23 protein-coding genes are annotated in these 24,664 nt (G+C 70.0%); 16 read left to right on the top strand and 7 right to left on the bottom strand.

Features of this window, described 5'->3' with window-relative positions; translation table 11 throughout:
• Positions 1 to 298 precede the first annotated feature (298 nt).
• The 15 genes from J7357_RS14215 to J7357_RS14145 all read left to right on the top strand — a co-directional run bounded on the left by J7357_RS14215 (position 299) and on the right by J7357_RS14145 (position 17,307).
• On the top strand, positions 299 to 3,091 hold the full coding sequence (locus tag J7357_RS14215; protein ID WP_209247416.1) for a TonB-dependent receptor: 2,793 nt from the start codon (positions 299 to 301) through the stop codon (positions 3,089 to 3,091).
• An 87-nt stretch (positions 3,092 to 3,178) separates the two neighbouring features.
• A complete protein-coding gene (locus J7357_RS14210) occupies positions 3,179 to 3,979 on the top strand; it encodes an N-acetylmuramoyl-L-alanine amidase (RefSeq protein WP_209247414.1) in 801 nt (266 codons plus the stop codon).
• A 113-nt stretch (positions 3,980 to 4,092) separates the two neighbouring features.
• Positions 4,093 to 5,013 (top strand): hypothetical protein, encoded by a 921-nt coding sequence (locus J7357_RS14205; protein WP_209247412.1) that lies wholly within the window; start codon positions 4,093 to 4,095, stop codon positions 5,011 to 5,013.
• A 384-nt stretch (positions 5,014 to 5,397) separates the two neighbouring features.
• Positions 5,398 to 6,183 (top strand): hypothetical protein, encoded by a 786-nt coding sequence (locus J7357_RS14200; protein ID WP_209247409.1) that lies wholly within the window; start codon positions 5,398 to 5,400, stop codon positions 6,181 to 6,183.
• 146 nt (positions 6,184 to 6,329) lie between these two features.
• Complete coding sequence (locus J7357_RS14195) at positions 6,330 to 8,240, top strand: XVIPCD domain-containing protein (RefSeq protein ID WP_209247407.1); 1,911 nt, start codon at positions 6,330 to 6,332, stop codon at positions 8,238 to 8,240.
• Between the two features lie 468 nt (positions 8,241 to 8,708).
• A complete protein-coding gene (locus tag J7357_RS14190) occupies positions 8,709 to 9,014 on the top strand; it encodes a lysozyme inhibitor LprI family protein (protein WP_019801080.1) in 306 nt (101 codons plus the stop codon).
• A 66-nt stretch (positions 9,015 to 9,080) separates the two neighbouring features.
• Positions 9,081 to 10,445 carry a peptidoglycan-binding domain-containing protein gene (locus tag J7357_RS14185; RefSeq protein ID WP_209247405.1) on the top strand — a complete coding sequence of 455 codons (1,365 nt, stop codon included), beginning with the start codon at positions 9,081 to 9,083 and terminating at the stop codon, positions 10,443 to 10,445.
• Positions 10,446 to 10,569: 124 nt separating this feature from the next.
• Entirely contained in the window at positions 10,570 to 11,331 is a 762-nt protein-coding gene (locus J7357_RS14180) for a M15 family metallopeptidase (RefSeq protein WP_244667534.1), read from the top strand.
• Between the two features lie 30 nt (positions 11,332 to 11,361).
• The gene (locus tag J7357_RS14175; protein ID WP_010340161.1) at positions 11,362 to 11,559 is read left to right on the top strand and encodes a CPXCG motif-containing cysteine-rich protein; all 198 of its coding nucleotides are present in this window, start codon (positions 11,362 to 11,364) and stop codon (positions 11,557 to 11,559) included.
• Between the two features lie 79 nt (positions 11,560 to 11,638).
• Positions 11,639 to 12,028, top strand: coding sequence for a hypothetical protein (locus tag J7357_RS14170; protein WP_209247403.1), 390 nt, complete (start codon positions 11,639 to 11,641; stop codon positions 12,026 to 12,028).
• A gap of 237 nt (positions 12,029 to 12,265) precedes the next feature.
• Positions 12,266 to 12,643: an EF-hand domain-containing protein gene (locus tag J7357_RS14165; RefSeq protein ID WP_209247401.1), complete on the top strand. Its 378-nt coding sequence runs from the start codon at positions 12,266 to 12,268 to the stop codon at positions 12,641 to 12,643.
• Between the two features lie 204 nt (positions 12,644 to 12,847).
• Positions 12,848 to 13,606: an HAD family hydrolase gene (locus tag J7357_RS14160; RefSeq protein WP_209247399.1), complete on the top strand. Its 759-nt coding sequence runs from the start codon at positions 12,848 to 12,850 to the stop codon at positions 13,604 to 13,606.
• A gap of 128 nt (positions 13,607 to 13,734) precedes the next feature.
• Positions 13,735 to 14,757 (top strand): IS5 family transposase, encoded by a 1,023-nt coding sequence (locus tag J7357_RS14155; protein WP_209247398.1) that lies wholly within the window; start codon positions 13,735 to 13,737, stop codon positions 14,755 to 14,757.
• Positions 14,758 to 14,967: 210 nt separating this feature from the next.
• Complete coding sequence (locus J7357_RS14150) at positions 14,968 to 15,558, top strand: hypothetical protein (RefSeq protein ID WP_244667533.1); 591 nt, start codon at positions 14,968 to 14,970, stop codon at positions 15,556 to 15,558.
• Positions 15,559 to 15,945: 387 nt separating this feature from the next.
• Complete coding sequence (locus tag J7357_RS14145) at positions 15,946 to 17,307, top strand: VOC family protein (RefSeq protein WP_209247397.1); 1,362 nt, start codon at positions 15,946 to 15,948, stop codon at positions 17,305 to 17,307.
• 490 nt (positions 17,308 to 17,797) lie between these two features.
• Here J7357_RS14145 and J7357_RS14140 read toward each other — a convergent pair whose 3' ends face one another.
• The 6 genes from J7357_RS14140 to J7357_RS14115 form a co-directional block, all read right to left on the bottom strand.
• Positions 17,798 to 19,168 carry a leucyl aminopeptidase family protein gene (locus J7357_RS14140; RefSeq protein ID WP_209247395.1) on the bottom strand — a complete coding sequence of 457 codons (1,371 nt, stop codon included), beginning with the start codon at positions 19,166 to 19,168 and terminating at the stop codon, positions 17,798 to 17,800.
• 49 nt (positions 19,169 to 19,217) lie between these two features.
• A complete protein-coding gene (locus J7357_RS14135) occupies positions 19,218 to 19,934 on the bottom strand; it encodes an HAD family hydrolase (RefSeq protein ID WP_209247393.1) in 717 nt (238 codons plus the stop codon).
• Positions 19,935 to 20,046: 112 nt separating this feature from the next.
• On the bottom strand, positions 20,047 to 21,159 hold the full coding sequence (locus J7357_RS14130; protein WP_209247391.1) for an AI-2E family transporter: 1,113 nt from the start codon (positions 21,157 to 21,159) through the stop codon (positions 20,047 to 20,049).
• A gap of 248 nt (positions 21,160 to 21,407) precedes the next feature.
• Entirely contained in the window at positions 21,408 to 21,890 is a 483-nt protein-coding gene (locus tag J7357_RS14125) for a hypothetical protein (RefSeq protein ID WP_209247389.1), read from the bottom strand.
• Positions 21,887 to 22,363, bottom strand: a complete 477-nt coding sequence (locus J7357_RS14120) for a phage holin family protein (protein ID WP_209247387.1) — start codon at positions 22,361 to 22,363, stop codon at positions 21,887 to 21,889. The genes J7357_RS14125 and J7357_RS14120 overlap by 4 nt, the downstream gene beginning before the upstream one ends.
• Positions 22,364 to 22,370: 7 nt before the next feature.
• Positions 22,371 to 22,742 (bottom strand): hypothetical protein, encoded by a 372-nt coding sequence (locus tag J7357_RS14115; protein ID WP_010340149.1) that lies wholly within the window; start codon positions 22,740 to 22,742, stop codon positions 22,371 to 22,373.
• A gap of 174 nt (positions 22,743 to 22,916) precedes the next feature.
• Between J7357_RS14115 and J7357_RS14110 the strand changes: the two genes are divergently transcribed.
• A complete protein-coding gene (locus tag J7357_RS14110; RefSeq protein WP_209247385.1) occupies positions 22,917 to 23,144 on the top strand; it encodes a hypothetical protein in 228 nt (75 codons plus the stop codon).
• Positions 23,145 to 23,154: 10 nt separating this feature from the next.
• Here J7357_RS14110 and J7357_RS14105 read toward each other — a convergent pair whose 3' ends face one another.
• On the bottom strand, positions 23,155 to 24,588 hold the full coding sequence (locus J7357_RS14105; protein WP_209247383.1) for a Do family serine endopeptidase: 1,434 nt from the start codon (positions 24,586 to 24,588) through the stop codon (positions 23,155 to 23,157).
• Between the last annotated feature and the right edge of the window lie 76 nt (positions 24,589 to 24,664).

Raw genomic sequence — 24,664 nt, 5'->3', positions numbered from 1 at the left:
CGCCAGGATCTTCGATTCCCGGTTTTTTTCTGTCAAGGCGCTGCGTTGACAGGTTTTGCGAGCGCGTGTTACACCCGACTGCACAGGGGAAGCGTGGCGATGGCGCTGGGGAACGTGCAGGCAGCGCACGGCAGCGCCGCGTCCGCTCGGCAAGATGCAGGAACCCGCAACACGATGGCCGCGTGCCGCCCACGCGTCATCGCCGTGTGCGTGGACGCCAGGGACAGGCGCGCGGCGTTGGCCACGCCCGCGGCGTTCGCGCCATCCACCCCGCGCCATGCAGGAGAGCCGCGTGCCCATGCGAATCGTTCGTCGTCCTTTTCCCTTGCGACCCGTGCGCGTGGCGCTGGCCGCGCTGACGACGCTGGCCGCGGCCTCGCCGGCAGCGGCTGCGGTGCAGGAACAGGTGGCGACGCCACGCGATCTCGATGCCGTGCTGGTCACCGGCTCGCGCATCGCACGCGCGCAGGTGGAAGGCCCGGCGCCGGTCACCGTCATCACCGCCGAGGACATCCGCAAGCAGGGCTTCGCCACGGTGTGGGAATCGCTGGGCACGCTGACCCAGTTCAGCGGCAGCACCTTCAACGAGAGCGACCAGACCGGCAGTTCGCCCAATGGCCAGTACCTCAACCTGCGCGGGCTGGGGCCGGGCTACCAGCTGATCCTGCTCAACGGCAAGCGCATGGCCGACTATCCGCAGCCCTACGGCGCCAACGGCACCGCGGTCAGCCTGGGCAGCATTCCGGCGGCGGCGGTGGAGCGCATCGAAGTGATGAGCGGCGGCGCCTCGGCCATCTACGGCTCCGACGCGGTCGCCGGCGTGGTCAACATCATCACCAAGCGCGATTTCCAGGGCGACAGCCTGCGCGTGCGCGCCGGCACCACCACCCGCGGCGGCGGCGACACCGGCCAATTGCAATGGACCGGCGGGCGCCGCGGCGACGGCTGGAGTATCACCTACGCCTTCGAACGGCTGGACCGCGAACCCATCGTGGCGCGCCAGCGCAGCTTCATGGATTCCTACGACGACCATCCGGCCAACAAGGCCGATCCCAGTTCGCCCAACGTGTCCATCTCCGGCGTGTACCTGCGCCGCGGCACCACCTATCTGTGGCCGCAGGCGGGCGCGCTGTCGACCTCGCCGCAGGCGCTGGCCGCGGCCTGCGCCGCGACCAATCCGGCGTTCCGTCCCTACCGCACCAGCGACAGCCTGGCCGCGCCCAACCGCTGCGGCGCGTTCGACTACTACGCCGGGCGCTCGGTGCAGAACGGCTATGGCAAGACCTCGGCCTACCTGGCCGGCGATGCCGAGCTCGGCCACGATGTGGTCGCCTATGCGCAACTGCTGGCCAACCGCTCGCAGGACAAGAGCTCCAGCCAGACCCACTACTACATCGGCGAAGGCGCGTTCACCGCCTACGATCCGGACCTGGGGCTGGTCACCGCGCAGCGCATCTTCCTGCCCGACGAGGTCGGCGGCATCAAGACCATCGACTACGACGAGCGCAGCTGGGATCTCAATGCCGGCGTGCGCGGCAAGGCGCTCGGCGGGCGCTTCGACTGGGACGCCAGCGTGTCGCTGTCGCGCTACGACATCACCACGCGGCGCCCGCGCTTCCTCACCAATGCGGTGCGCGATTACTACTTCGGGCCGGTGCTGGGCTATCGGCCGGACGGCACCGAAATCCGCCGCGTGCGCCCGGACCGGCTGTTCGCGCCTGGCAGCCCGGCGCTGTACCAGCAGCTCACCACCGAGGTGGTCAGCCGCGGCGAATCGGCCACCGACCAGGCCCAGTTCGTGGTCAGCGGCGACCTGTTCGAACTGCCGGCGGGCATGGTGCAGATCGCCACAGTGCTCGAAGCCGCCCGGCAGACCTACGACCTGCAGCCCGATCCGCGCACCACCGTCGACTACACCGGCAGCGAGCGCATCTACAACCTCACCCAGACCCCAGGCGGCGGCCCGCGCAAGCGCTACGCGGCCGGCCTGGAGCTGCGCGTGCCGATCGCCAGCCGGCTCAGCGCCACCCTGGCCGCGCGCTACGACGCCTACGACGACATCACCGCGGTCGATGGCGCAGCGACCTGGCAGGCCGGCCTGGAGTGGCGTCCGTTCGACACCCTGCTGCTGCGCGGCAGCCACGCCACCAGCTTCCGCGCGCCGGACCTGCTGTGGATCTACGCCGGCACCAGCGCCAACAACCCCACCGTGGTCGACGAATACCTGTGCCGCCGCGACGGCCTGGATCCGTTGTCGGCGGCCTGCGCGAGCGCGCACGAGTATCAGACCTTCTCCACCCAGGCCTCCAATCCGCTGCTGCGCGAGGAGACCGGCAAGTCGACCACGCTCGGCGCGGTGTGGGACGTGCTGCCGGCGCTGTCGCTGAGCGTCGATTACTACCGCATCGAACTCAAGGGCCGGGTCGAGGCCATTTCCAGCGAAACCCTGCTGGAGAACAACGCCAACTGCCTGCTCGGCCGCGACCGCGCCGGCGCCGCGGTGGACACCGCCTCGGCGGCCTGCCGCTTCTACCTGGACGCGGTCACGCGCAGCCCCGGCACCGACCTGACCAGCGAAGGCCAGATCACCGCGTTCAAGACCTTCCCCATCAACCAGTCGCTGATGCGCACCGACGGCATCGACGCCAGCCTGCGCTACGACCTCGACCTCGGCGCCTGGGGCACGCTCGGCCTGCAGGGCGGGCTGACCCGGGTGCTGCGGATGGAGGTGGCGCAGTTCGCCGGCGCGCGCCCGGTGGACGTGATGAACGACGTCGACTACCTGGCGTTCCGCACGCGCAGCAACTGGCGTGCGAACTGGAGCCGCGGCGACTGGTCGGCCAGCGTGTACGGCTACCGCTACGGCTCGCGGCCCGACTACGCCGAGCGCGGCCGCGTGGCGCCCTACCTGGTGTGGAACCTCGACCTCGCCAAGCAGATCACCGACAAGGCCACCGTCGGCCTGAGCGTGCTCAACGTGTTCGACGCGCTGCATCCGCGCGACGACACCTACACCACCTGGCCGTACTTCCCGCGGGTGTACAGCGCGATCGGGCGGCAGTGGTCCGTCAACCTCAACTACCGCTTCTGAGTGCGCGGCGGTGAGCGCCGGCGCGCGCCTGCACGCCACCGCCGCGCCGATTGCGTACGCTTGTGCGTCCCCGACCAGGATGTGTCCATGATCCGCGTTCCCGTGCCGACCCCGTCCGCCGTGCGCCGGCTGCTGCTGCTGGGCACGCTGGCCTTGCTCGGGGCCTGCGCGCACGCGCCGCAGCGCAATCCGCTGGCCACCTGGGTGCCGTCGCCGAACTACGACACGCGCCGGCCGATCCTGATCGTCATCCACTACACCGACCAGCACTCGGTGCAGCAGAGCCTGGACACGCTGCGCTCGCACAACAGCAAGGGCAAGGTCAGCGCGCACTACCTGATCGGCCGCGACGGCACGCGCTACCAACTGGTCGCCGACCAGGACCGCGCCTGGCACGGCGGCGCCGGACGCTGGGGCACCATCACCGACATCAACTCCGCCTCGATCGGCATCGAACTGGACAACGACGGCAAGACCCCGTTCGCGCAGGAACAGATCGCCAGCCTGCTGGTCCTGCTTGAGGACCTGTGCACGCGCCTGCGCATCCCGCGCACCCAGGTGGTCGGGCACGAGGACTTCGCGCCCTCGCGCAAGGTCGATCCGGGCCCGCTGTTCCCGTGGAAGCGGCTGGCCGAGGCCGGCTTCGGCCGTTGGCCGGCCGCCGACACGCCGCCGGCCCCGCCCGGCTTCGATCCATGGCAGGCGCTGGCGCTGATCGGCTATCCGGTCGACGACCGCGCCGCGACCCTGCGTGCCTTCCACCATCACTACCGCGGCAACGACGCCACCGACTTCGATGCCGAAGACCTGCGCATCCTGTACGCGCTGACCCAGCCGCTGCTGGCGCGGCCACAGCCGGTCCCGGCGATGGAGCCGGACGCGCCCTGAGCCGGCGCGCTGCGGCGCCAGCGTCGGTCCTGGCGGCGTGCACGCCTGTCACTTGGCGCCGCCGCGGTTCTTGGTAGCATCGCGCGCCAACGGACTCCAAAGGACGCAGTGCGATGAGGCGAGGAATCACGGCCCTGTGGGCGGCCACCTTCCTGCTGTTGGGCGGGTGCAAGGACAAGGCTGCCGATGCGCCCGCGGCGCAGACCCCGGCAACGGCGAGCGCCCCCGCAGCGCCTGCCGACACGAACGCGGCGGCACAGCCGGCCGCCGCCGAGGTGCCGGCGCCGGGCCAGGTGCTGGCCGACATCTACGGCGCCAAGGGCGACGGCTCGGCGTCCTATGCCATCGACAACGGCGCGGTGGCCAGCTTCTGGTACGGCCACCGCTTCGACCTCGGCGGCAAGCAGTACTACACCGGGTTCGCCAACGCCACCGGCGGCAAGTACGCCAAGCCCGGCGACCAGGGCGGTGACCAGGACCTGCCCGACCCGGCCGCCACCGTCAGCATCAGCCAGGCCACCTACGTGCTCGACAGCGCCGGCGGCAAGCCGACCTGGACCCTGTTCTACGCGCAGCGCTGGGCTGGCGACTTCGGGGCCGACGGCAAGGCCGACACCCTGGACGAACAGCGCAAGCCGCAGAGCACCACCACCCAGGATGGCCACCTGCTGCTGGCGCTGCCGACCACCCGCTTCGCCGATGGCATCACCAGCGCCGGCTTCGCGATCTTCACCTTCGACCCGAACAAGAACGACCTGGGCGACTACAAGGGCTGGGTGTACCTGGGCACGGTCGCCGCCGGCGAGGACAACAGCGCCGCCTGCGACGACCAGGGCACCATGAAGTGCGCCACCAGCACCGGCACGCTGAGCTTCGTGCCGCCGGCCAGCGGCAATGTGCCGTCGCTGCGGATCGCCCTGCAGGGCACGGCGGTGGAAGGGCCGGGCAAGGTCCGCACGCTGGGCCCGGCCGACGCCGTCACCTACACCTACGACCCCGCCAAGCAGCAGTACACCCCGCCGCTGGACCGCTGAACGGACGGCGCGGGGACGTGACGCGGCACGCACGGCGGCGGTGGTTTCGGGCGCGGAACCTGGTTTAAGATGCGCCCCACGGGGCCTGATGATCAGGCGAGTCATTCGCGAGCGGCATGGGATGCTGCACTCGCCCGAAAATGCCGGTGTGGATTGCCGGCGTGCGGTTCGCCATGCGCGACCGCCATCACCGCCCCTGCTCGGGGCCGCAGTGCACGTCACCGTCGTTCCGTCCGAACTCGCGCCTGCCGGCAGCATCGTCCGTGCCGGGGCGTCGCGTCCGTGCCATGCGCGTCTGCGCCATGGCGCACGCGGCAGCAGGGCGTGGCGGGCGGTGCGGGTGGGCTCCCTCGGCTTCTTCACCGAATACAGGATGTTCTGGACATGTCGAACGACAACAAGCGCGCCGCCGCTCCCGAAGTGCCACCCGATGCGGGCAGCGTGCTGTACCTGATCTACGGCTGGGACGGCGATGGCGCCGTGTCCTACGAGATCGACAACGGCGCCGTGGTGAATTTCTGGGGCGGCCAGCATCTCGAGCTGGACGGCAAGCAGTACTACATCGGTTTCAGCTACGCCACGCCGGGCCGGTACGGCATCGACGATGCGGAAACCTTCCCGAACCCGGGCGAGGGCGTCTCGCTCGGCGCCGCCACCTTCCTGCTGACCACGCCCGGCAGCGAGCGGCCGTGGATGGTGCTGCACGCGCAGCGCTACGTCGGCAGTTTCGGCGCCTACGCGCGCGCCGATGCGTTCGATACCAGCCGCGCACCGCAGCAGCATGCGCTGGGCGACGGCCGGTTGCTGCTGGCCGTGCCCACCACCCGCTTCGGCAACGGCATCACCGAAGCCGGCTTCGCGCTGTTCGTGTTCGATCCCAACCGGCACGACCTGGGCGATTACCGCAGCTGGGTCTATTGCGGCACCGTGGCGGCCGGCGAGGACAACGAGGCGGCCAGCGATCCGGATGGCGTGGTGCCGCACGTGTCCAGCACCGGCACCCTGGAATTCCAGGCGGTGCCCGGCCAGCACATGCCGGCGCTGCGGGTGGCGCTGCACGGCACCGCCATCGCCGGTCCCGGCCGCGCACGCCTGCTCGATGGCAGCGACGTGCTGCAGTACGCCTACGACCCTGACAGCGGCCAGTACCGGCCCACGCCCGACGCATGACCGCGGCGGCGCGCCGCTGGACGCAGCACCCGATGTTCCGCAGTACGCAATCGTTCTGTTGACCGCGCACTAACAAGCTCATGGACGAGCTCGGTTGACCCAGGCGGCCGCGATGGCCGTACCTCAACCTCAAGGAGTTACACGAGATGGCACGCGATACCACCAAGGCAGAGAATCTCGACATCATCGAGCGGGAAGCCAGGCAGCGGCAGATTCCGGTCGACGACTTCATGCGCTTCGCCTACATCGAAACCGGCGGCCGCTTCGACGAGCAGGCCAGTCGCGGTCCCAACAGCGCCAAGGGCCTGTTCCAGTTCACGCCCGGCGCCGCCAGCGCCTACGGCATCCGTGGCCGCGAACTCGACGCGGTGGCCAACACCGATGCTGCCGCGCGCATGTACCAGGACAACCGCAACAGCCTGACCCGCCAGCATGAGCGCGACGGCCGCCCCTACCTGTCCGGCAACGCGCAGCCCGACGGCCTGGACATGTATATGGCCCACCAGCAGGGCGCCGGCGGCTACCGCTCGATCCAGGCCGCCATCGCCACCGGCCATTTCGAGTTGAAGGGCACCCGCGCCAACATCCTCAACAACGTGCCCGGCGAAAAGGACGCGCAGGGCGCGCGCCAGTTCCAGGCCTACACCGGCACCTCGCTGGCCGACTTCAAGAAGCTGTCCGACCAGGACATGGCCAAGGCCTTCGTGAAGTACTGGGACGCCAAGTACGACCACATCGCGATCCCGGAAAAGGGCATCAAGCCGCTCGCCGAGGGCCAGGCCGCGCCGGCGGCCGCGCGCACGCCGGCACCGGCCGGAGGCAAGCAGGGCGGCCACGACGGCATCGCGCTGACCGCCGCCTACGAGCTGGGCGTCAAGCATGACGATGTGAAGTACGCGATCAACGTCAAGAGCAGCAAGTACTACCACCCCGGCGTGGACGGCAAGCATCTGGCGCAGGGCTACATCGACTGTTCCGGCTGGGTGACCGAGCTGCAGAACGCGACGATGAACGAGATCAACCGCAAGGCCGGCCGCGACGTGTTCACCCAGAAGGACATGCTGGTGCAGGGCATGACCGGCTCCGGCGAGATCGTCAAGAAGGCCTACGACAGCTCCGGCGTGCTGCTGGAGGGCAAGGACGTGTTCAAGCCCGGCGCGTTGAAGGAAGGCATGGTCATCGGCGTGGATTCGGGCAAGACCGCGCACGAGCACTGGAAGGGCATCGACCACATCATGATGGTCGTGCGCGATCCCAAGAGCGGCGAACTGCTGGTCAGCCAGTCCACCGGCAGCAAGGGCGTCAACACCATGCCGCTGGACGACTACCTGGCTACGCACCACAACGCCAAGTTGTTCGCCTCCGATCCGCTGGCCAAGGGCCGCGACCTGCTGCAGGACCGCCAGCAGACCCAGGCGCAGACCCAGGGTACGCAGGAACCGCGCACGGCGCTGAAACCGGGCGAGCAGGGCGCCGACGTCAAGGCGATGCAGCAGCGCCTGATCGAACTTGGCATCAAGGACGACCAGGGCAAGCTGCTCAGCGGCACCGGCTACTACGGCGATCGCACCAAGGAAGTGGTCGCCAACCTGCAACGCGAGAAGGGCCTGGCGGCGACCGGCATCGCCGACAAGGCCACCCTGGAGGCGATCGCCAAGCAGCCGGCGCAGGCCAAGTCCGACGCGGCGGCGCTGGCCGACAACCCGCTGTACAGGCAGGCCCTTGAGCACCTGCAGAAGCAGGGCCCCAACGGCGGCTTCAAGAGCGCCGAAGAGATGCAGCGCGCCGCCGGGCAGGTCGCGTTCGAGGCCAAGGTCAGCGGCATGCAACGCATCGACGACCTGGTGCCCAGCGGCGACCGCCGTGGCCTGATCGCCGTGCAGCGCAACCCCGACAATCCGCACGACGTCAATCGCGCTTACGTGGACAGGCAGCAGGCCGCGGCGGTGCCGCTGGAGCGCAGCCAGCAGCAGTTGGCCGCCGAAACCCAGCGGCAGGCGCAGGAGCAGGCGCAGCAGCCCGACCCGCAGCGCGAAAAGACCCAGTCGCCGCGCTGATCGGCCTCGCGGCAACGACCGCCGTCGCGCATTGTGCGGCGGTGGTCGTGCGTGGAGATGTCGATCGCTGCGCAAGACCGCCGTGCATGCGCCGGCGCGACATTGCCCAACGCTGGCCAAACACGATCACTTGCCATCGCGGCGTGCGATGGACAGGGTGCACGACGATCGATTAGAACCTCGCCTTCCCGCTCGCGCAAACGACAAGGACGCATTCCGACCATGGCCATCGCCAAGGCGTTCCAACGCTCTTCCCTGCTGCTGTTGTGCGTGGCCGCCGCCGCGTGCAGTGCGCCATCTTCCACGCCCAGCCAGACGCAGGCGCCGGCCGCTCCGGCGGCGGACGCTGCGGCCGCCGCGTCCCCTGCCGCCACGCACGCTGCCGGCACCCAGGCCGATGCGGGCGCGGCCACGCCGTCTGCACCGGCTGCGCCACCCAGCCCTTCCACCGCTTCAGGAGATTCCCCCGTGCTGCGACCGTCCTACGACACCTGCATCACCGCCGCCGGCGGCGCGACCCCGGCGATGCTGGACTGCATTTCCGACGAACACGCCTACCAGGACCAGCGCCTCAACACTGCTTACAAGGCGGCGATGGCCAAGCTGGGCGAGGCCGAGCAGCATGCGCTGCGCGAGCGGCAGCGCAAGTGGATCGCCGAGCGCGACGAGAAGTGCGTCGCCGATCCGGACGGCGGCCAGGCCGAGCGCGTGGATGCGGCCGAATGCCGCCTGGAAATGACCGCACGCCGCGCCGACGAACTCGAAGCGCACTGACCACCCCTGTAGTGAACCCTGACGTGCGGCGCTTTCCACGCCGCGCGTCCTGCCAAGGAGAACGCGATGAGCGACAAGGATTGGGAACTGGGCCAGACCTCCAAGCACTACGAGACCGGCGGCCGCGGCGCGTCGACTGTGTCCTCCGGCGTCGACGACCCGGGCGGCGTGTCCTACGGCTCGTACCAGATGACCTCGCAGACCACCACCCGCGAGGGCAAGGTCATCAACGGCGGCACCGTCGCCGCGTTCGTCAAGGACAGCAAGTACAGCGACGACTTCGCCGGCCTCAAGCCGGGTTCGGACGCCTTCAGCGCCAAGTGGAAGGAACTGGCCAAGACCGACCCCGGCTTCGGCCAGGAACAGCACGACTACATCAAGCGCACCCACTTCGACAAACTGGTCGACCGGCTCAAGGACAAGGGCATGGACCTGTCCGATCGCGGCCCGGCGGTGCAGGATGCGATGTGGAGCACCGCGGTCCAGTACGGCCCCGGCAGCGACAAGAAGCCTGGCGGCTCCGGCGTGTTCCTGCGCGCCATGGAGGAGAAGTTCGGCAAGCAGGCGGATCTGTCCAAGATTTCCGACAAGGAGATCGTCAGCGCGGTGCAGGACTACAAGGCCGAGCACGTCAAGGAGCTGTTCCCGCGCGTGCACAAGCAGAAGACCCTGGATTCGCTGCAGAACCGTGCCGAGAACGAGAAGGCCGACCTGCTCAAGCTGGCCGACCTCGGCAAGACCGTCGCCAAGCCCGGCGAGCAACGCGACGGGCACGCCGCGCCGAAGCCGCACGAGGGCCATCGCGAGCCGGCCGCACATGGCGGCGTGCTGGCGCGCAATGCGCAGGGCGAGGCGGTGAAGGGCCTGCAGGAGAAACTGGCCACGCTCGGCTACCTGGAGGCCAAGGATGCGATCGGCACCTACGGCCCGAAGACCGAGGCGGCGGTGGAGAAGTTCCAGCAGGACCAGCACCTGAAGGGCGTGGACGGCAAGGCCGGCCCGGAGACGCTGGCCGCGATCGACCGCAGCGTGCAGCGGCAGCAGGGCGTGGAGCAGATGCGGCGCGACAGCCCGCTGTTCGACCAGGCGGTCGCGCAGCTGGAAAAGCAGGGGCGCAACGGTGGCTACGGCGACCGCGAGTCCATGCAGCGTGCGGCCGGGCAGTTGGCGTTCGAGGCCAAGGTCAGCGGCATGTCGCGCATCGACGATCTGGTCGCCAGCACCGATGGCCGCGGCATGATCGCCGTGCAGCGCAATCCGGAGAACGCGCACGACGTGCATCGCGCCTATGTCGACCGCCAGCAGGCAGCGACCGTGCCGCTGGAGCAGAGCCAGCAGCAGCTGGCGGCCGAGACCCAGCGCCAGGCGCAGGAGCGGCAGGTGCAGGACCAGCAGCGCACCCAGACCCAGGCGCAGACGCCCGGGCGCTGAGTCGCGCTGCGCAGGGCGGTCATCGGCACGCGCCGCTGGCCGCCATGCATTGCGCAGTTCGCATCGCGCGTATTTGCAGGCGCGCGGCAGGACAGCGGCCGCGGCCATGGCCTATGCTGCGTACATGTCGCATGACCGCCGCTCCAACTACCACCGTTCCTCGCGCACCTGGGCCCGGCCTGGCGCACTGCGCGCAGTGGGCCTGGCGCTCGCGCTCGTCGTCGCGCCTGCAGCGCTCGCCGCCGAACCCACCACCTCGTCGGCGACCACGCCGGAACAGGCGGGACTGGTCGACGTGCACACGCTGGCGCCGGATATCGCGATGGACATCCGCTACGCCGGCCACGACAACTTCACCGGTCGCCCGGTGCCCGGCTACGACGCGCCCAAGTGCTATCTGCTGGCGCCGGTGGCCAAGGCCCTGGCGCAGGTGCAACGCGACCTGCAGGCCAAGGGCTACCGCCTGCAGGTGTTCGATTGCTACCGGCCGCAGCGCTCGGTCCGCGCCTTCGTCGCCTGGGCGCGCGATCCGCAGGACCAGGTGGCCAAGGCGCGCTACTACCCCAAGCTCGACAAGGGCGTGCTGCTCGGCGACTACATCGCCGAACACTCCGGCCACAGCCGCGGCGCCACCGTCGACCTGGGCCTGCTGGACTGCCGCCACGGCGCCTGCCGCGCGCTGGACATGGGCACCGGCTTCGACTTCTTCGACCCCAGCGCGCACACCGACACGCCGGCCATCGACGCCACCCAGCGCGCGCATCGTCAGCAGCTGCTGAAGGCGATGGCCGCGCGCGGCTTCGTCAACTACCCGATGGAATGGTGGCACTACACCTTCCAGCCTGAGCCCAGCCCCGGCGTCGCCTTCGACGTGCCGGTGCGCTAGCGTCTCGTCCCGATCGCCACGGACTCGCCCATGACCGGTACCCACCAGTTCGTCGACCTGCAATGCCCTTACTGCGGCGAATGGATCGATGTCGCCCTGGATCCGTCGGTGGACGTGCAGCAGTACGTGGAGGACTGCCAGGTGTGCTGCAAGCCGATGCTGATGACGGTGCGCTGGGACGAGGACGGCGCGCCGGTGGTGAGCGCGATCGCCGAAAACGCCAGTTGATCCGCGCGCTGGCGCGGCGCGCCGCACGCCGATGCGCGGCACCCTCTAGACTTGCGTCCTTGCCGACCGAGGACACCCGATGAACCTGCCGCTGCACTTCGGCCTGCTGGGCTCCCTGGAAGCCGGGCTGATCGCCTTGGCGGTCGGTTTCCTGGTGTATGCGCTGTGGCAGTGGCTGGGCCGGCGGCTGGGCTGGTCCGAGGGCCAGCAACTCGGCGGCGCGTGCCTGATCGCGGTGGCGGTGTCGGCCGGCATCGACTGCTGGAACCTGTTCTACACCAGCATCGTGCGCCTGGAGTCGCCGCTGTACGCGCGCATCGCCCTGGCCAGCATCCACGATCCGGACGAACTCGGTTCGCGGGTGGTGCTGGAGGTGGCCGGCGCGCTGTCCGGCGTGGCCCTGGCGTGGATCGTATTCAGGGCGCGTTCAAGCGAAAACGCCAGCGACGGTGGTCACGAAACACGCTGAAACAGACGTTTTCTTTCTGCAATCCAAACGTCTCGAATGGACGCCTTACTGCTTGCTGACGGAATCCTAACCAGTGCGGTAGCGCGCTGCAGGAGCGCCGTGGTTAACGATCCGTTTTGCGGAAATTTTCGACAGGGAATGGATTCAGTCTGAGGCCGGCACGGTAGCGCCGTGTTCCGGAATCGACCCGGACATGCCACACCGAGAGCCAAACCGAACGTCAAGGAGAATCCACCCATGAACATCCGCATCCGCACCCCGCTGATCGGTACCGCCGCCATTCTCGCCGCCGCGCTGGCCCTGCCGGCCTTTGCCCAGGATGCGCAGGCCGACGCCGCCGCGCAGGCGCAGACGCAGTCGTCGACCAGCGCCACCGGCCAGAGCGGGCAGGCCGGTGCGGCCTCGGGCGGCGCCCAGACCTGGGCCGACGTGGACGCCGACAAGGACGGCGCGATCAGCAAGCAGGAGGCGCAGGTCAACGCCGGCCTCAGCCAGATCTTCGCCCAGGCCGACGCCGACCATAACGGCAAGCTGACCCCGGACGAATACAAGGCCTACGTCGCCAAGCAGCAGGGCGGTGCGGCCACCGGCAGCGACAGCAACGGCGGCCAGTAACGGGAGCGGTGCCGGCATCGGCGGTCGCGCGGCGATGAGCACGCGTACCGCCTTGCCGGAACCGAACTTCCGGTGCACCACCCAGAGCGTCGGTGCACCCGGACGCTCCACCACGACGGCGGCCCATGGCCGCCGTCGTGCGTTCTACGCAGGGCCAGCGGGCGTGGTCCGTGGGTCAGGACGCGCTGCTATGCTTGGCCGATGATGCCGACACCCACTGCTTTGCGCGCTTCTCCCATCGCCTTGGTCGGTTTCGACGGCGACGACACCCTGTGGAAGAGCGAGGACTATTACCGCGACGCCGAGGCTGCGTTCGAAGCCATCCTCGGCCAGTACCTGGACCTGCACGACACTGGCACGCTGCAGCATCTGCTGGCGGTGGAGCGCCGCAATCTCAAGGTCTTCGGGTATGGCGTGAAGGGCATGACCCTGTCGATGATCGAGGCGGCGATCGAGCTGACCGAAGCGCGCATTTCCGCGCGCGACATCGGGCGCATCGTCGAGATCGGCCGCGCCACCCTGCAGCATCCGGTGGAGGTGATCGCCGGCGTGCGCGAAGCGGTGGCCGCGATCGCCGCCGAGTTCGAGATCGTGCTGATCACCAAGGGCGACCTGTTCCACCAGGAAGCCAAGATCGCGCAGTCCGGCCTGGGCGACCTGTTCCCGCGCATCGAGGTGGTGTCGGAGAAGGATCCGCAGACCTACGCCAGGGTGCTGTCCGAGTTCGGCATCGGCGCCGAGCGCTTCGTGATGATCGGCAACTCGCTGCGCTCGGACGTGGAGCCGGTGATCGCGCTCGGCGGCTGGGGCATCCATACGCCGTACACCACCACCTGGGCGCACGAGGCCGAGCACGGACTGTCGGCCGACGAACCACGCCTGCGCGAAGTGGCCGCGGCCGCGGACTGGCCGCAGGCGGTGGCGGATCTCAACCGGCATGCGGCGGGCCTGCAGCGGGGCTGAGCCAGTGTCGCGTCAGGCGGCAGTCGTGTACCGGCGTCCGGCTTTGTCGCGTAGGAGCGGCTTCAGGGCACCTCTAAAAACCCCGCCTTTGGCATCATTGGTCTGGAGGACACGCCGAGGACGCCACGATGATCAGCCTGTTTGCCGGCCACGAACGCGAAGCCAAGCGGCAGCAGATCGGCGATCCGCTGGCATTGCTGTCGCGCCACATCGACTTTGCCGGGATTGCCGAGGCCGTGGACGCGAAGCTGTCCTTGGGTACCGGCAAGCGCGGCGGCCGTCCGGCCTGGCCGACGCAGGTCATGATCAAGCTGCTGCTGTTGCAGCAGTTGTACAACCTCTCCGACGATGCGCTGGAGTATCAGGTGCTGGATCGGCGCAGCTTCCAGCAATTCCTTGGACTGGAACACAGCGGCAAGGTGCCCGACGCCAAGACGATCTGGGTGTGGCGCGAACGGCTCAAGACCAAGGATCTGATGGGCGACATCAGCGCGGCGATCGGTGAGCAATTGCAATGTGCCGGGTTCATTGCCCGCGGCGGTCAGATCATCGACGCCAGCATCGTCAGCGCTCCGATCCAGCGCAACACGCGCGAGGAGAACGCGCAGATCAAGCAGGGCGATGACGTCGGCCAGGATTGGAGTGATGCCAAGCGTGCGCAGAAAGACGTGCAGGCACGTTGGACCAGGAAGCATGGGGTGACGTTCTACGGCTACAAGCTGCACGCCAGCACGGACCGCCGCTGGGGCTTCATCCGCCGCTACGACGTGAGCGCGGCCAACGTGCACGACAGCCGCCACTTCGAGCAGGTGCTGGACCCGGACAACACCGGCCGCACGGTATGGGCCGATAGCGGGTATGCCGATGCAGCGCGAGAAGCAGACCTGAAAAAGCGTGGTTACCGCCCCGCGATCCAACATCAAGGGCAGGCACGCAAGCCCTTGAGCGAGGCAGCAAAGCGCCGGAACCGTCGCATTGCCAAGGATCGGGTGTTCGGCGAGCACCCGTTTGCGCGCTTGGCCCAACAAGGCGGCAAGTTCGTACGCTGCATCGGCTTGGCGCGGGCAAAGGTGGTGATCGGGCTGAAGGTCGCCAGCCATAACGTGATGCGGCTGGCACGGCTACAGGAGCGGGCCATGGTGCCGGCGTGATCGGCTGAGGTGGCCGAGCGGCTACCTCAGCCTCCCAACCACCACGATCAGGCGCCGCTCTGTTGCCGTTGCGACAGATGCTGCCCCTGGCTCCGGGTCGTGGCAGGTTGTTCGAGGTGCCCTTCAGCCGCGACACTGCCTAGCCCGCGGTGTGCATCCCTGCCAGCGTGCCGCGCTGACAGCATCCCCTGCCTCCGGCAGAATCGACGCATGCGTCTGCTTCCGTCTCCTGCCGGTCTGTTCCTGTGCGCCGCCCTGTTGGCTGCCGGCCCGGCCATGGCGCAGGGGGCGGCAGCGCCCGCGCGCGCCGCTGCCTCCAAGGGTGGGGAGACGGCACCGGTCGAGGTGCCCGGCACCGACGATGCCTGGATCGATCGCCAGTTGCTGGACATCGACCGCTACGCCGCGCGCTACCCAGACAGTTTCCTCGACGAGGTCGCGCGCTACGCACAGATGCCGCGCGGCTATGCCGAGGTCCTGCTGCGCGACCGGCGCTGGCCGCCCCGCGATGTCTATGTCGCCGCATTCCTGGCCAAGGCCACGGAACGGTCTTACCGCGAGGTGGTGCGCGCCCGCACCGCGGCCGGCGTTCCGGCCGGCTGGGCGGCGGTGGCGAGCGGCCTGGACGCGCCGCCCGGCTCGCTGGCCTACCGCGCGCTGCGCCATGCCATCGTCGCCAGCTACGACCACTGGGATCGGCCGATCGTGCTGGACGCGCTGTTGCGCCGGCAACTGGGCGACCGTGCCGCCCGCGACCGCGCCGCGGCGCAGCCCCAGGACGGATCCACGCGCACGCAATAAGCGCGGGGGGAGCACAACGACATGGCCGCCTGCACGTTCGCCCATGCGGTTGCGCGAACGTCCCGTTGCCCTGCACGGCATGCAGGCACCGTTATGCATCAACGCCAGCGCGCACAAGCCCCTCTCCCCCCGGGAGAGGGGTTGGGGTGAGGGTCGGGGCGCGCAGCGCCTCACGCAGTTTGGGTGCACGAGGCTGCGCCCGGACCCTCATCCGCCCCTGCGGGGCACCTTCTCCCGGCGGGAGAAGGAGACAGCGGTGCCGGCCACTCCTGTGCCGCACCGATACGCGCCGCGCATTCATCCGCACTGGCCGCGCCGCCGCCGCGGCGCGAGAATAGGCGTTCTGCCGGTCCTGCCGCCGGCGCCACCGCCGTCCCGGACCGCCCGATGACCAACGCCTTCGTTTCGCCCGACGCTATCCGCAGCCTGTTCGCGCAGGCCATGTCCGACATGTACCGCACCGAGGTGCCGCTGTACGGCACGCTGATGGAGCTGGTGGCGCAGGTCAATGCGCAGACCCTGGCCGCGGATCCGGCGTTGGAGGCGCAACTGCAGCGCAACGACGAGCGCGCGCGGCTGGACCAGGAGCGGCATGGCGCGATCCGTGTCGGCACCGCCGAGGAACTGGCCACGCTGCGCCGCCTGTTCGCGGTGATGGGCATGGCGCCGGTGGGCTATTACGACTTGTCGGTGGCCGGCGTGCCGGTGCACTCCACCGCGTTCCGTCCGCTGGACGCCGCGTCGCTGGCGCGCAACCCGTTCCGCGTGTTCACCTCGCTGCTGCGGCTGGAGCTGATCGAGGACCCGGCACTGCGCGAGCAGGCCGCGCAGATCCTCGCCAAGCGGCGCATCTTCACCGACGGCGCGCTCGCGTTGATCGCGCAGTGCGAACGCGACGGCGGCCTGGCCGATGCAGACGCGCAGTGCTTCGTCGCCGAGGCGCTGGAAACCTTCCGCTGGCACAGCGATGCCACCGTGAGCCTGCCGACCTACCGCGCGCTGAGCGAGGCGCACAAGCTGATCGCCGACGTGGTCAGCTTCCATGGCCCGCACATCAACCATCTGACCCCGCGCACCCTGGACATCGATGCGGCGCAGGCGGAGATGCTGCGCCGTGGCATCGACGCCAAGGCGGTGATCGAAGGCCCGCCGCGCCGCGCCTGCCCGATCCTGCTGCGCCAGACCAGCTTCAAGGCCCTGGAGGAAACCGTACGCTTCCCGGCGGGCGCGGACAGCGCCGAGGCCGGCACCCACACCGCGCGGTTCGGCGAGATCGAGCAGCGCGGGCTGGCCCTGACGCCGAAGGGCCGCGCGCTGTACGACGCGCTGCTGGAACGCGCGCGCGCCGCCGACGGCAGCGCCGGTGCCGACTACGCCACGCGCCTGCAGGCGGCCTTCGCCGATTTCCCCGACGACTACGCCACCCTGCGCCGCGAGGGCCTGGGCTATTTCCGCTACGCGCTGACCGACGCCGGTCGCGCCGCGGGCGCCGCGGCCCTGGCCGGCAAGCCGGCCGAAGCACTGATCGCCGATGGCCTGGCCAGCGCCGACCCGATCGTCTACGAGGATTTCCTGCCGGTCAGCGCCGCCGGCATCTTCCAGTCCAACCTCGGCGGCGGCGAACAGCGCGCCTACGCCGCACACGCCAACCGCGCCGCGTTCGAGCAGGCACTGGGCGCGACGGTGCACGACGAGTTCGCGATCTACGCCGGCATCGAACGCGATTCGCTGCAGGCGCTGGCGGGTTGAGGCGGGGGAATGGGGAATGGGGAATCGCAACAGCGGCTTCCCATCTTCGTTTCCCCACACGCGCACGACCGATGTGGCGGTGCATTGTGGGAGGGACTTCAGTCCCGACGGCGTCCGAAGCCAACCACGCTGCTCACACCATTGCGCGTCGCGGCTGAAGCCGCTCCCACAAGGGCGCGGTCGGTGCGGCGGCCGTGTGGGAGGAGCTTCAGCCAGACGGTATCCGACGACAACAACGCGGCTCACACCATTGCGCGTCGCGGCTGAAGCCGCTCCTACGAGGGCGCGGTCGGTGTGGTGGGTGCACTGTGGGAGGGACTTCAGTCCCGACGGCATCCGAAGGCGACCAAACCGCACACCGCCGCATCGCAGCCGAAGTGGCTCCTGCACCAGACGCATGCGCGGCAATGAACCGCGTGCTGTTGTCTAGCCACCGGCGCAGCAGCGCCAGACTGCGCGACCTCGGCCGCGCAGCCGCATCGAACGCGGCTTACCCCGCGTAACGCGCCTTGAGCATGGCATACGCCGAACGCAGCGCCAGCGCTTCGCCACCCGCCGGGCGGCCGGGGCGGTCGCTGTCGTTCCAGGCGTACACGTCCAGGTGCGCCCACGCCTGCCGCGCCGGCACGAAACGCTCCAGGTACAGCGCCGCGGTGACCGCGCCGGCCATGCGCGAGCCGGCGTTGGCCAGGTCGGCGACCGAGCTGGTGAGATAGCGCAGGTAAGGACGCCACAGCGGCATGCGCCAGACCGGGTCGCGGGTGCGCTCGCCGGCGGCGATCCAGGCCTGCGCCAGCGTGTCGTCGTTGCAGAACAGCGCCGGCAGATCCGGACCCAGGGCGATGCGCGCGGCACCGGTCAGGGTGGCGAAATCCAGGATCGCGTCGGGTTGCTGCTCGCCGGCATAGGCCAGCGCATCGCACAGCACCAGGCGGCCTTCGGCGTCGGTGTTGTCGATTTCCACGCTGGTGCCCTGGCGGGTGGCGATGACCTCGCCCGGGCGGAACGCATTCGGGCCGACGGCGTTTTCCACCGCCGGCAGCAGCACGGTCAGCCGCAGCGGCAGGCGCTGCGCCATCACCAGTCCGGCCAGCGCCAGCGCGTGTGCGGCGCCGCCCATGTCCTTCTTCATGTTGCGCATGCCGTCGGCCGGCTTCAGGTCCAGGCCGCCGGTGTCGAAGCACACGCCCTTGCCGACCAGAGCCACGTGCGGATGCGCCTCCTCGCCCCAGCGCAGCACCAGCAGGCGCGGCGCACGGTGCGAGGCGCGGCCGACCGCATGGATCGCCGGGAAGTTCTGCTCCAGCAGCGCGTCGCCGACGATGCTCTCGAACTGCGCGCCGTGTTCCTGCGCGATCGCGCGTGCAGCCTCTTCCAGTTGCTCCGGCCCCATGTGCTCGGTCGGCGTGTTGACCCAGTCGCGCACGCGCAGGCTGGCCGCGATCAGGTCGCACACTTCGGCCTGCGGCGTGGCCAGCAACTGCGCCGGCAGCCGCGGCGGTTGCTTGTAGCGGGCGAAGCGGTAGCTGCCCAGGCCCCAGCCCAGGTGCAGCGCCGCCAGCGTGTCCGCGTCCAGTGCCGTTTCCACCCGCCAGGTGCTGCCGGCCGGCAGCGCGAACGGCGCATGCGCGTAGGCATACGCATCGCCGCGATCGCCGACGCCCAGCACCGCCGCGGCCACGCCGTCGGCGCCCGGCAGCAGCAGCACGCTGCCCGGCGCGGCCATGAATTGTTGGGTATCCATCCACGCCACCCAGGCCTGCGATTGCGCCGCGCGCCATTCGGCCAGGTGTTCGCGGTCGAGCACGTACAGTGGCAGCGCGTGGGGGGAGGCGTCGGTGAAGCCGGTCGGCAGGGACATCAGCGGATCCTTGGAAGGGGGAGAGGACCGGCGGGCGAGGGCGCGCGGATCAGGCGCGCGCCGCGGCGGCCGGCTGGGTCGCATCCAGCCAGTCGGCCAGGCCGGTGAGGGTGTCGAAGTGCAGGTCGGGCGGGGTCGGCGGATGCCAGGCCTGCGCGTCGCGGTTGATCCAGCAGCCGCGCAGGCCGGCCTGCATCGCGCCGACCACGTCGATCTCGATGTGATCGCCCACATGCAGCACCTGCGCGCAGGGCAGGCCCAGGCGCGCGCAGGCGGCACGGAAGATGCCCGGGTCCGGCTTGGCCGCGCCGTGTTCGCGGGCGCTGAGCTGGAAGGCGAAATGCTGGTCCAGGCCGATCGTGGCCAGGTCGGCGTTGCCGTTGCTCAGCGCCACCACCGGCACGCGCGCGGCGATGCGCTCCAGCGCGGCGATGCTGTCCGGATAGCACTCCACCTGGTTGCGCGCGGCATGGAACACCGCATAGGCCGGCTCCAGCAACGCTTCGTCGGCACCGCTGTCCTGCAGTGCACGGCGCAGGGTCAGCCGGCGCAGTTCGCTGAGGTCGTGGTGCAGGTGCGGATGCGCGGCGAACACCTCTTCGCGCAACTGCCGCATCGCCGCGACCGGGAAGCGCGCGGCGGTGGCCGGGCTGTGCTGCAGCAGCCAGTCGTGCAGCACCTGTTCGATGCGCGCGCCGATGGGCGCGAACGGCCACAGGGTGTCGTCCAGATCCAGCGTGATCGCGCGGACGGGGAAGGAGGGCATGGAAGTCACGAGCGCATTTTACGCCAAGCGCCGAGGCCTACGATGGCCGTGCCCGGTAGACATTACCCGCGCGCTTCCACCAATCCCCAATCCCCAATCCCGACTCCCCGCCTCACTCAAGCAGCCGCGCCCAGCGCTGCATGCCCTCCACCCGTGCCAGCACCATCTTGATGCACACCAGCAGCGGCACCGCCAGCAGCAGGCCGATCATGCCCCACAGCCAGCCGAACAGCATCAGCGCCAGGATCAGCATCAGCGGGGAGATCGCCATGCGCCGGCCGAGCACGATCGGCGTCACCACCTGGCCTTCCAGGGTGTGCAGGGCCAGGTACAGGATCGCCGGCAGCGCCGCGCTCAGCGGATCGCGGAAGGCGACGAAGCCCATCAGCAGCATCAGCACCGCGCCGATCAGCGGCCCCACGTAGGGCGCGAAATTCAGCAGCGCCACCACCGTGCCCCATAGCAGCGCTTCCTGCGGCGGGATCTTCAGCACGATCAGGATGCCGGCGAAGATCAGGCCGACCAGCGTATTGATCACGGTGATGGTCAACACGTAGCGCGAGACCTCGCGTTCGATCGAGCGCAGGATCTCGGTGGTGAACTTCTGCTGCTGGCGGCTGGGCAGCAACGCGATCGCATGGCGTTGCAGGTTCTCGCCGAACACCATGAAGAAGAACGTCAGCAGCACCACGGCCAGCGCCGAGGCGGCCAGCCGCGGCGTCCGCACCAGTGCCTTGTACGGATCGTCCATCTGCGTGCGGATCACCTGCACGCGGCGGCCGCTCTCGCCGCCGGCGGCGCGCGCGAAGTTTTCCGCGGCCTGGTTGGCCTGCTGCATCGGCTTGGTCAGGTCGCGCACCTGGGTGGCGAGGTGGCGCAGCTGCGCCGGCGCCTGCTGCGCCCACTCGGCGGCGGGGCCGGCCAACTGCACGGTCAGCGTCGTCGCCACCGCCATGCCCGACAGCAGCACCAGCAGCGCGGCCAGGAAGCGCGGCAGGTACAGCCGTTGCAGCACGCGCAGGATCGGGTTGCCGACCAGGGCGAAGAAGGCCGAAAGCAGGATCGGCAGGATCACGTCCTGCGCGGCCCACAGGGTGTAGCAGACCGCCAGGGTGGCCAGCACCACCAGCGAGACCGGTCCGCGCGGACGCGGTGCGGGCGGCGGCGGCAGGGGACCGTGCGGCGCGTCGTCGGCGACGGCCGCGGGATCGGGAACTGTGCTCATCGAACCTGCGATGCGGTGGCCGCGCCGCGCGCTGCAGTGCACGCGCCGAGCGGCGTCGGAAAGGAAGCGAAGTGTAGGCCGATCGTGGCCGGCGCGGTATCAAGACCGCGTGGCCGCCGCGTGCGCGCGGCGTGGCGGCGCAGCATCACAGCGGCTGCAGAGTCCGTCGTAGGAGCGGCTTCAGCCGCGACAGGCTTTACCGGGAACGCCCCATCGCGGCTGAAGCCGCTCCTACACAGGGGCTTGCCCTAGCGCTCGGACAGGTCTGTCGCCGCTTCCGCGGCGGCGGGTTGCCCGGGGCGCGAGGCCGTCGGCGGCCGCACCGGCTGCGGACGAGCGGGGGATGGCGGAACCGGTGTGGCGGGCGGCGGTGTCTGGGTGGCGGCATCCACTGCCGCATCCTGTGCCGTGTCCGCGGCCTCCTCCGCATCGTCGGAGGCGCGCTCGGCGTGATCGGACGCGCTCTTGGCGGTGGTGGCGTTGATCAGGCTCGAAACCGCACTGAGCATCTGCAGCCAGCGCGCGCCGCCGAGCTTGCCGACCACCGCCGCCGGTTCGGCGCGCCCGACCAGGAAGCCGGTGCCGAGGCCGACCACGACGATCCGCCACGGCGTCCAACCTTCGCGCCAGACCTGCTGCAGGGTCGCCCAGTGAGTGCGCACCTGCTCCTGGCGTCCTTCCAGCACCGCTTCGGCGCGGGCGATACGGTGCTGCAATTGCCGCAGGCTCATGGCGTGGCCTCACGCTTGGCGATGTCTTCGTCGCCGTCCTCGTCGTCGCCGCCGATGCCCAGCTTGGCCAACTGGCGGCGGGTGGCGTCGAGCTTGCTCATGTCGAAGTAGCGCAGCGCCTGCCAGGCACCGAGCGCGGTGACCACCAGGCTGAAGGCCGCGGTCGCCGAAATCGACGCCAGCCACGACCAGCCCATGCGCTGCAGCAGGGCGATCATCGCGCCCATCAGCAGCATCCAGGCCGAGGCGCCGAACGCCACCGCCACGGTCATCCACACCAGGGCCCGCGCCAGGGCGGCACGGGCCAGGGCGAAGTCCGCGGCCACCAGCTTGCGCAGGGCGCGGCCGGTGTCCAGGGTGGCGGTGAGTCCTTCGCGTCCGGCCGTGCCGAGCGCGCGGAAGGATTCCTCCAGCGACGGTGCCGCCGCGGCGTCTGCCGCGGCGCCGTCGGTGCGGGCCTGCTCCTCGCTCACGCGCGGCTTACTTGTCGCCGCCGCTGCGCGCCAGCTTGGCGATGATCCAGCCGGTGGCGAAGGCCACGCCGAACGAGGCCAGCGGGCGCTCGCGGATCAGCTCGGCAGCGCTGTCGATCAGGTCGCGGCCCTTGTCCAGCAGCACGTCCACCTGCTCCTTCGCCGCCGCGCCGCCGAACTCGGCCGCCGCCAGCCCGGACAGGGCGCTGTCGGACAGCTCGGCCTTGACGTTGGCTTTGCCCAGCTTCAGTTCCTCGCCAGCGGCACCGGCAGCGCCCTTGATCGCGTCGCCGGCGTAGCTGGCCGCGGACTTCAGGTGCGCGCCGGCTTCGCTCAGGTTGTCCTTGAGGTTCTCGGTATTGGTCGGGCTGGCATTCATGGGCATGTCTCCTCTGGGGTTTGGGGGCCTGCCGTCCGCCGATGCGGACGCTGCGCAGAACGGGGCGACACCAATACCATCGGCGGGGTGTACGGGGTGTTAGCTCGTCGCCACAAGCAGTACGCCATAGTGTCGGCGCTCGCCCGCGAGCGGCCAAGTCCCGGAGGAACTGTCATGCACGCGTACGGCAGCGGGAGCGGCCATGCCGGGGTGGTCGCCTACGACAGCGGCCCGGACTGGATCGTGCTGCGCTTCGCCGATGGCGCCACCTACCGCTACGACCGCCAGCATCCCGGCCTGCTCCAGGTCTTGGAGATGCAGCGCCTGGCCGCGGCCGGGCGCGGCCTGACCACCTACCTCAACCAGCACGTGCGCGACGACTACGCCGCGCGCCTGGACTGAGCGCGCCGGCTCACTGCATGACCAGGTCGGCCTGCGCGCCGCCGCGCACCACGCGCAGCACCAGTTGCGCCGGCTTGCGCGCGAAGTTGGCGCGGTAGCTGGCCAGGTCGGCGAACTCGCCGACCGAGGCGGCCACCACGATGTCGCCGCTGGCCAGGCCGTTGCGCGCCGCGCGGCTGCCGCGCGCGACGTTGCCGATCAGCACGCCGGAGATGCCGGACTGGCGCAGCGATTCGGGCAGGTCGGCGAAGGTGGCGCCGCTCAGCCGCGGATCCAGCGACTCGCCGCTGATCGCGCGCGGCTGCTCCTTGAGCGTGGCCTTGAGCTGCAGCGGCTTGCCGTCGCGGCGCACGTCCAGGGTCACGGTGCTGCCCACCGGCTGCAGGCCCTCGTAGTTGTGCAGCGCCTCGGCGCTGTCCAGGCGCTCGCCGTTGGCGGCGACTACCACGTCGCCCGGCTGCAGCCCGGCGGCCGCGGCCGACGAACCGGCCAGCACCCGCGTCACCAGCGCGCCGCGCGGCGCCGACAGGCCCAGGCCCTGCGCCATCTGCGTGGTCAGGTTCTGCGTCTCGATGCCGAAGGTGCCGCGGATCATCACCCCGTTGTTCTTGATCAACTGGTCGACCACCGCGCGCGCCAGGTTCGACGGGATCGCCAGGCCCAGGCCGATGTTGCCGGCCATGCTGCCCTGCGGGTTGAAGCTGGCGGTGTTGATGCCGACCAGTTCGCCGCGCAGGTCCACCAGCGCGCCGCCGGAGTTGCCCGGGTTGATCGAGGCGTCGGTCTGGATGAAGTTCTGGTAGCCCAGGCCGCGGATGCCGTTGCGGCCCATCGCCGAGACGATGCCGGAGGTGACGGTCTGGGTGAAGCCGAATGGGTTGCCGATGGCCGCGACGAAATCGCCCACGCGCAGCTTGTCGCTGTCGCCCAGGCGGATCTCGGTGAGGTTGTCGGCCTTGATCCGGATCAGCGCGATGTCGGTGTCCGCGTCCGAGCCCATGAACTCGGCCTTGAAGCTGCGCCCGTCGGCCAGCGTCACCTGCACGTCGTCGGCGTTCTCCACCACGTGGTGGTTGGTCAGCACGTAGCCGTTCTTCGCATCGATGATCACGCCCGAACCCAGCGACTCGTTGATGCGCTCCTGCGGGATGTCCGGGAACAGGCGGCGCAGGATCGGGTCGTTGAAGAACGGATTGCGCACCCGCACCACCTGCTTGGTGTTGATGCTCACCACCGCCGGCATCACCTTCTGCAGCATCGGCGCCAGCGACGGCAGCGGCTCGCCGGCCACCGAGGACGGCAGGCGCGCGGCCGTGGACAGTGGCGGCGCCGCGGCGGGCGCGGCCTCGGCGCGGTTGTCCAGTTGCGCATTGATCGCGGTGGCGGCGAAACCGCCGAAGGCAGCGGCGGCGGTCAGGGTCAGCAGCGTAGGCAGCGGTCGCATGGGGTCGGTTTCCGGGGAACGCGGGAGACGTGGGGCAGATGGGCGCGCGTGCGCGTAAATCAAGATGAACGCGCCG

It is taken from the genome of Xanthomonas sp. D-109 (genome assembly GCF_017746095.1).
Classification (GTDB): Bacteria; Pseudomonadota; Gammaproteobacteria; order Xanthomonadales; family Xanthomonadaceae; genus Xanthomonas_A; species Xanthomonas_A sacchari.
Note: the sequence above shows the minus strand (reverse complement) of the source record. Positions and strands in the feature narration are given on the sequence as shown.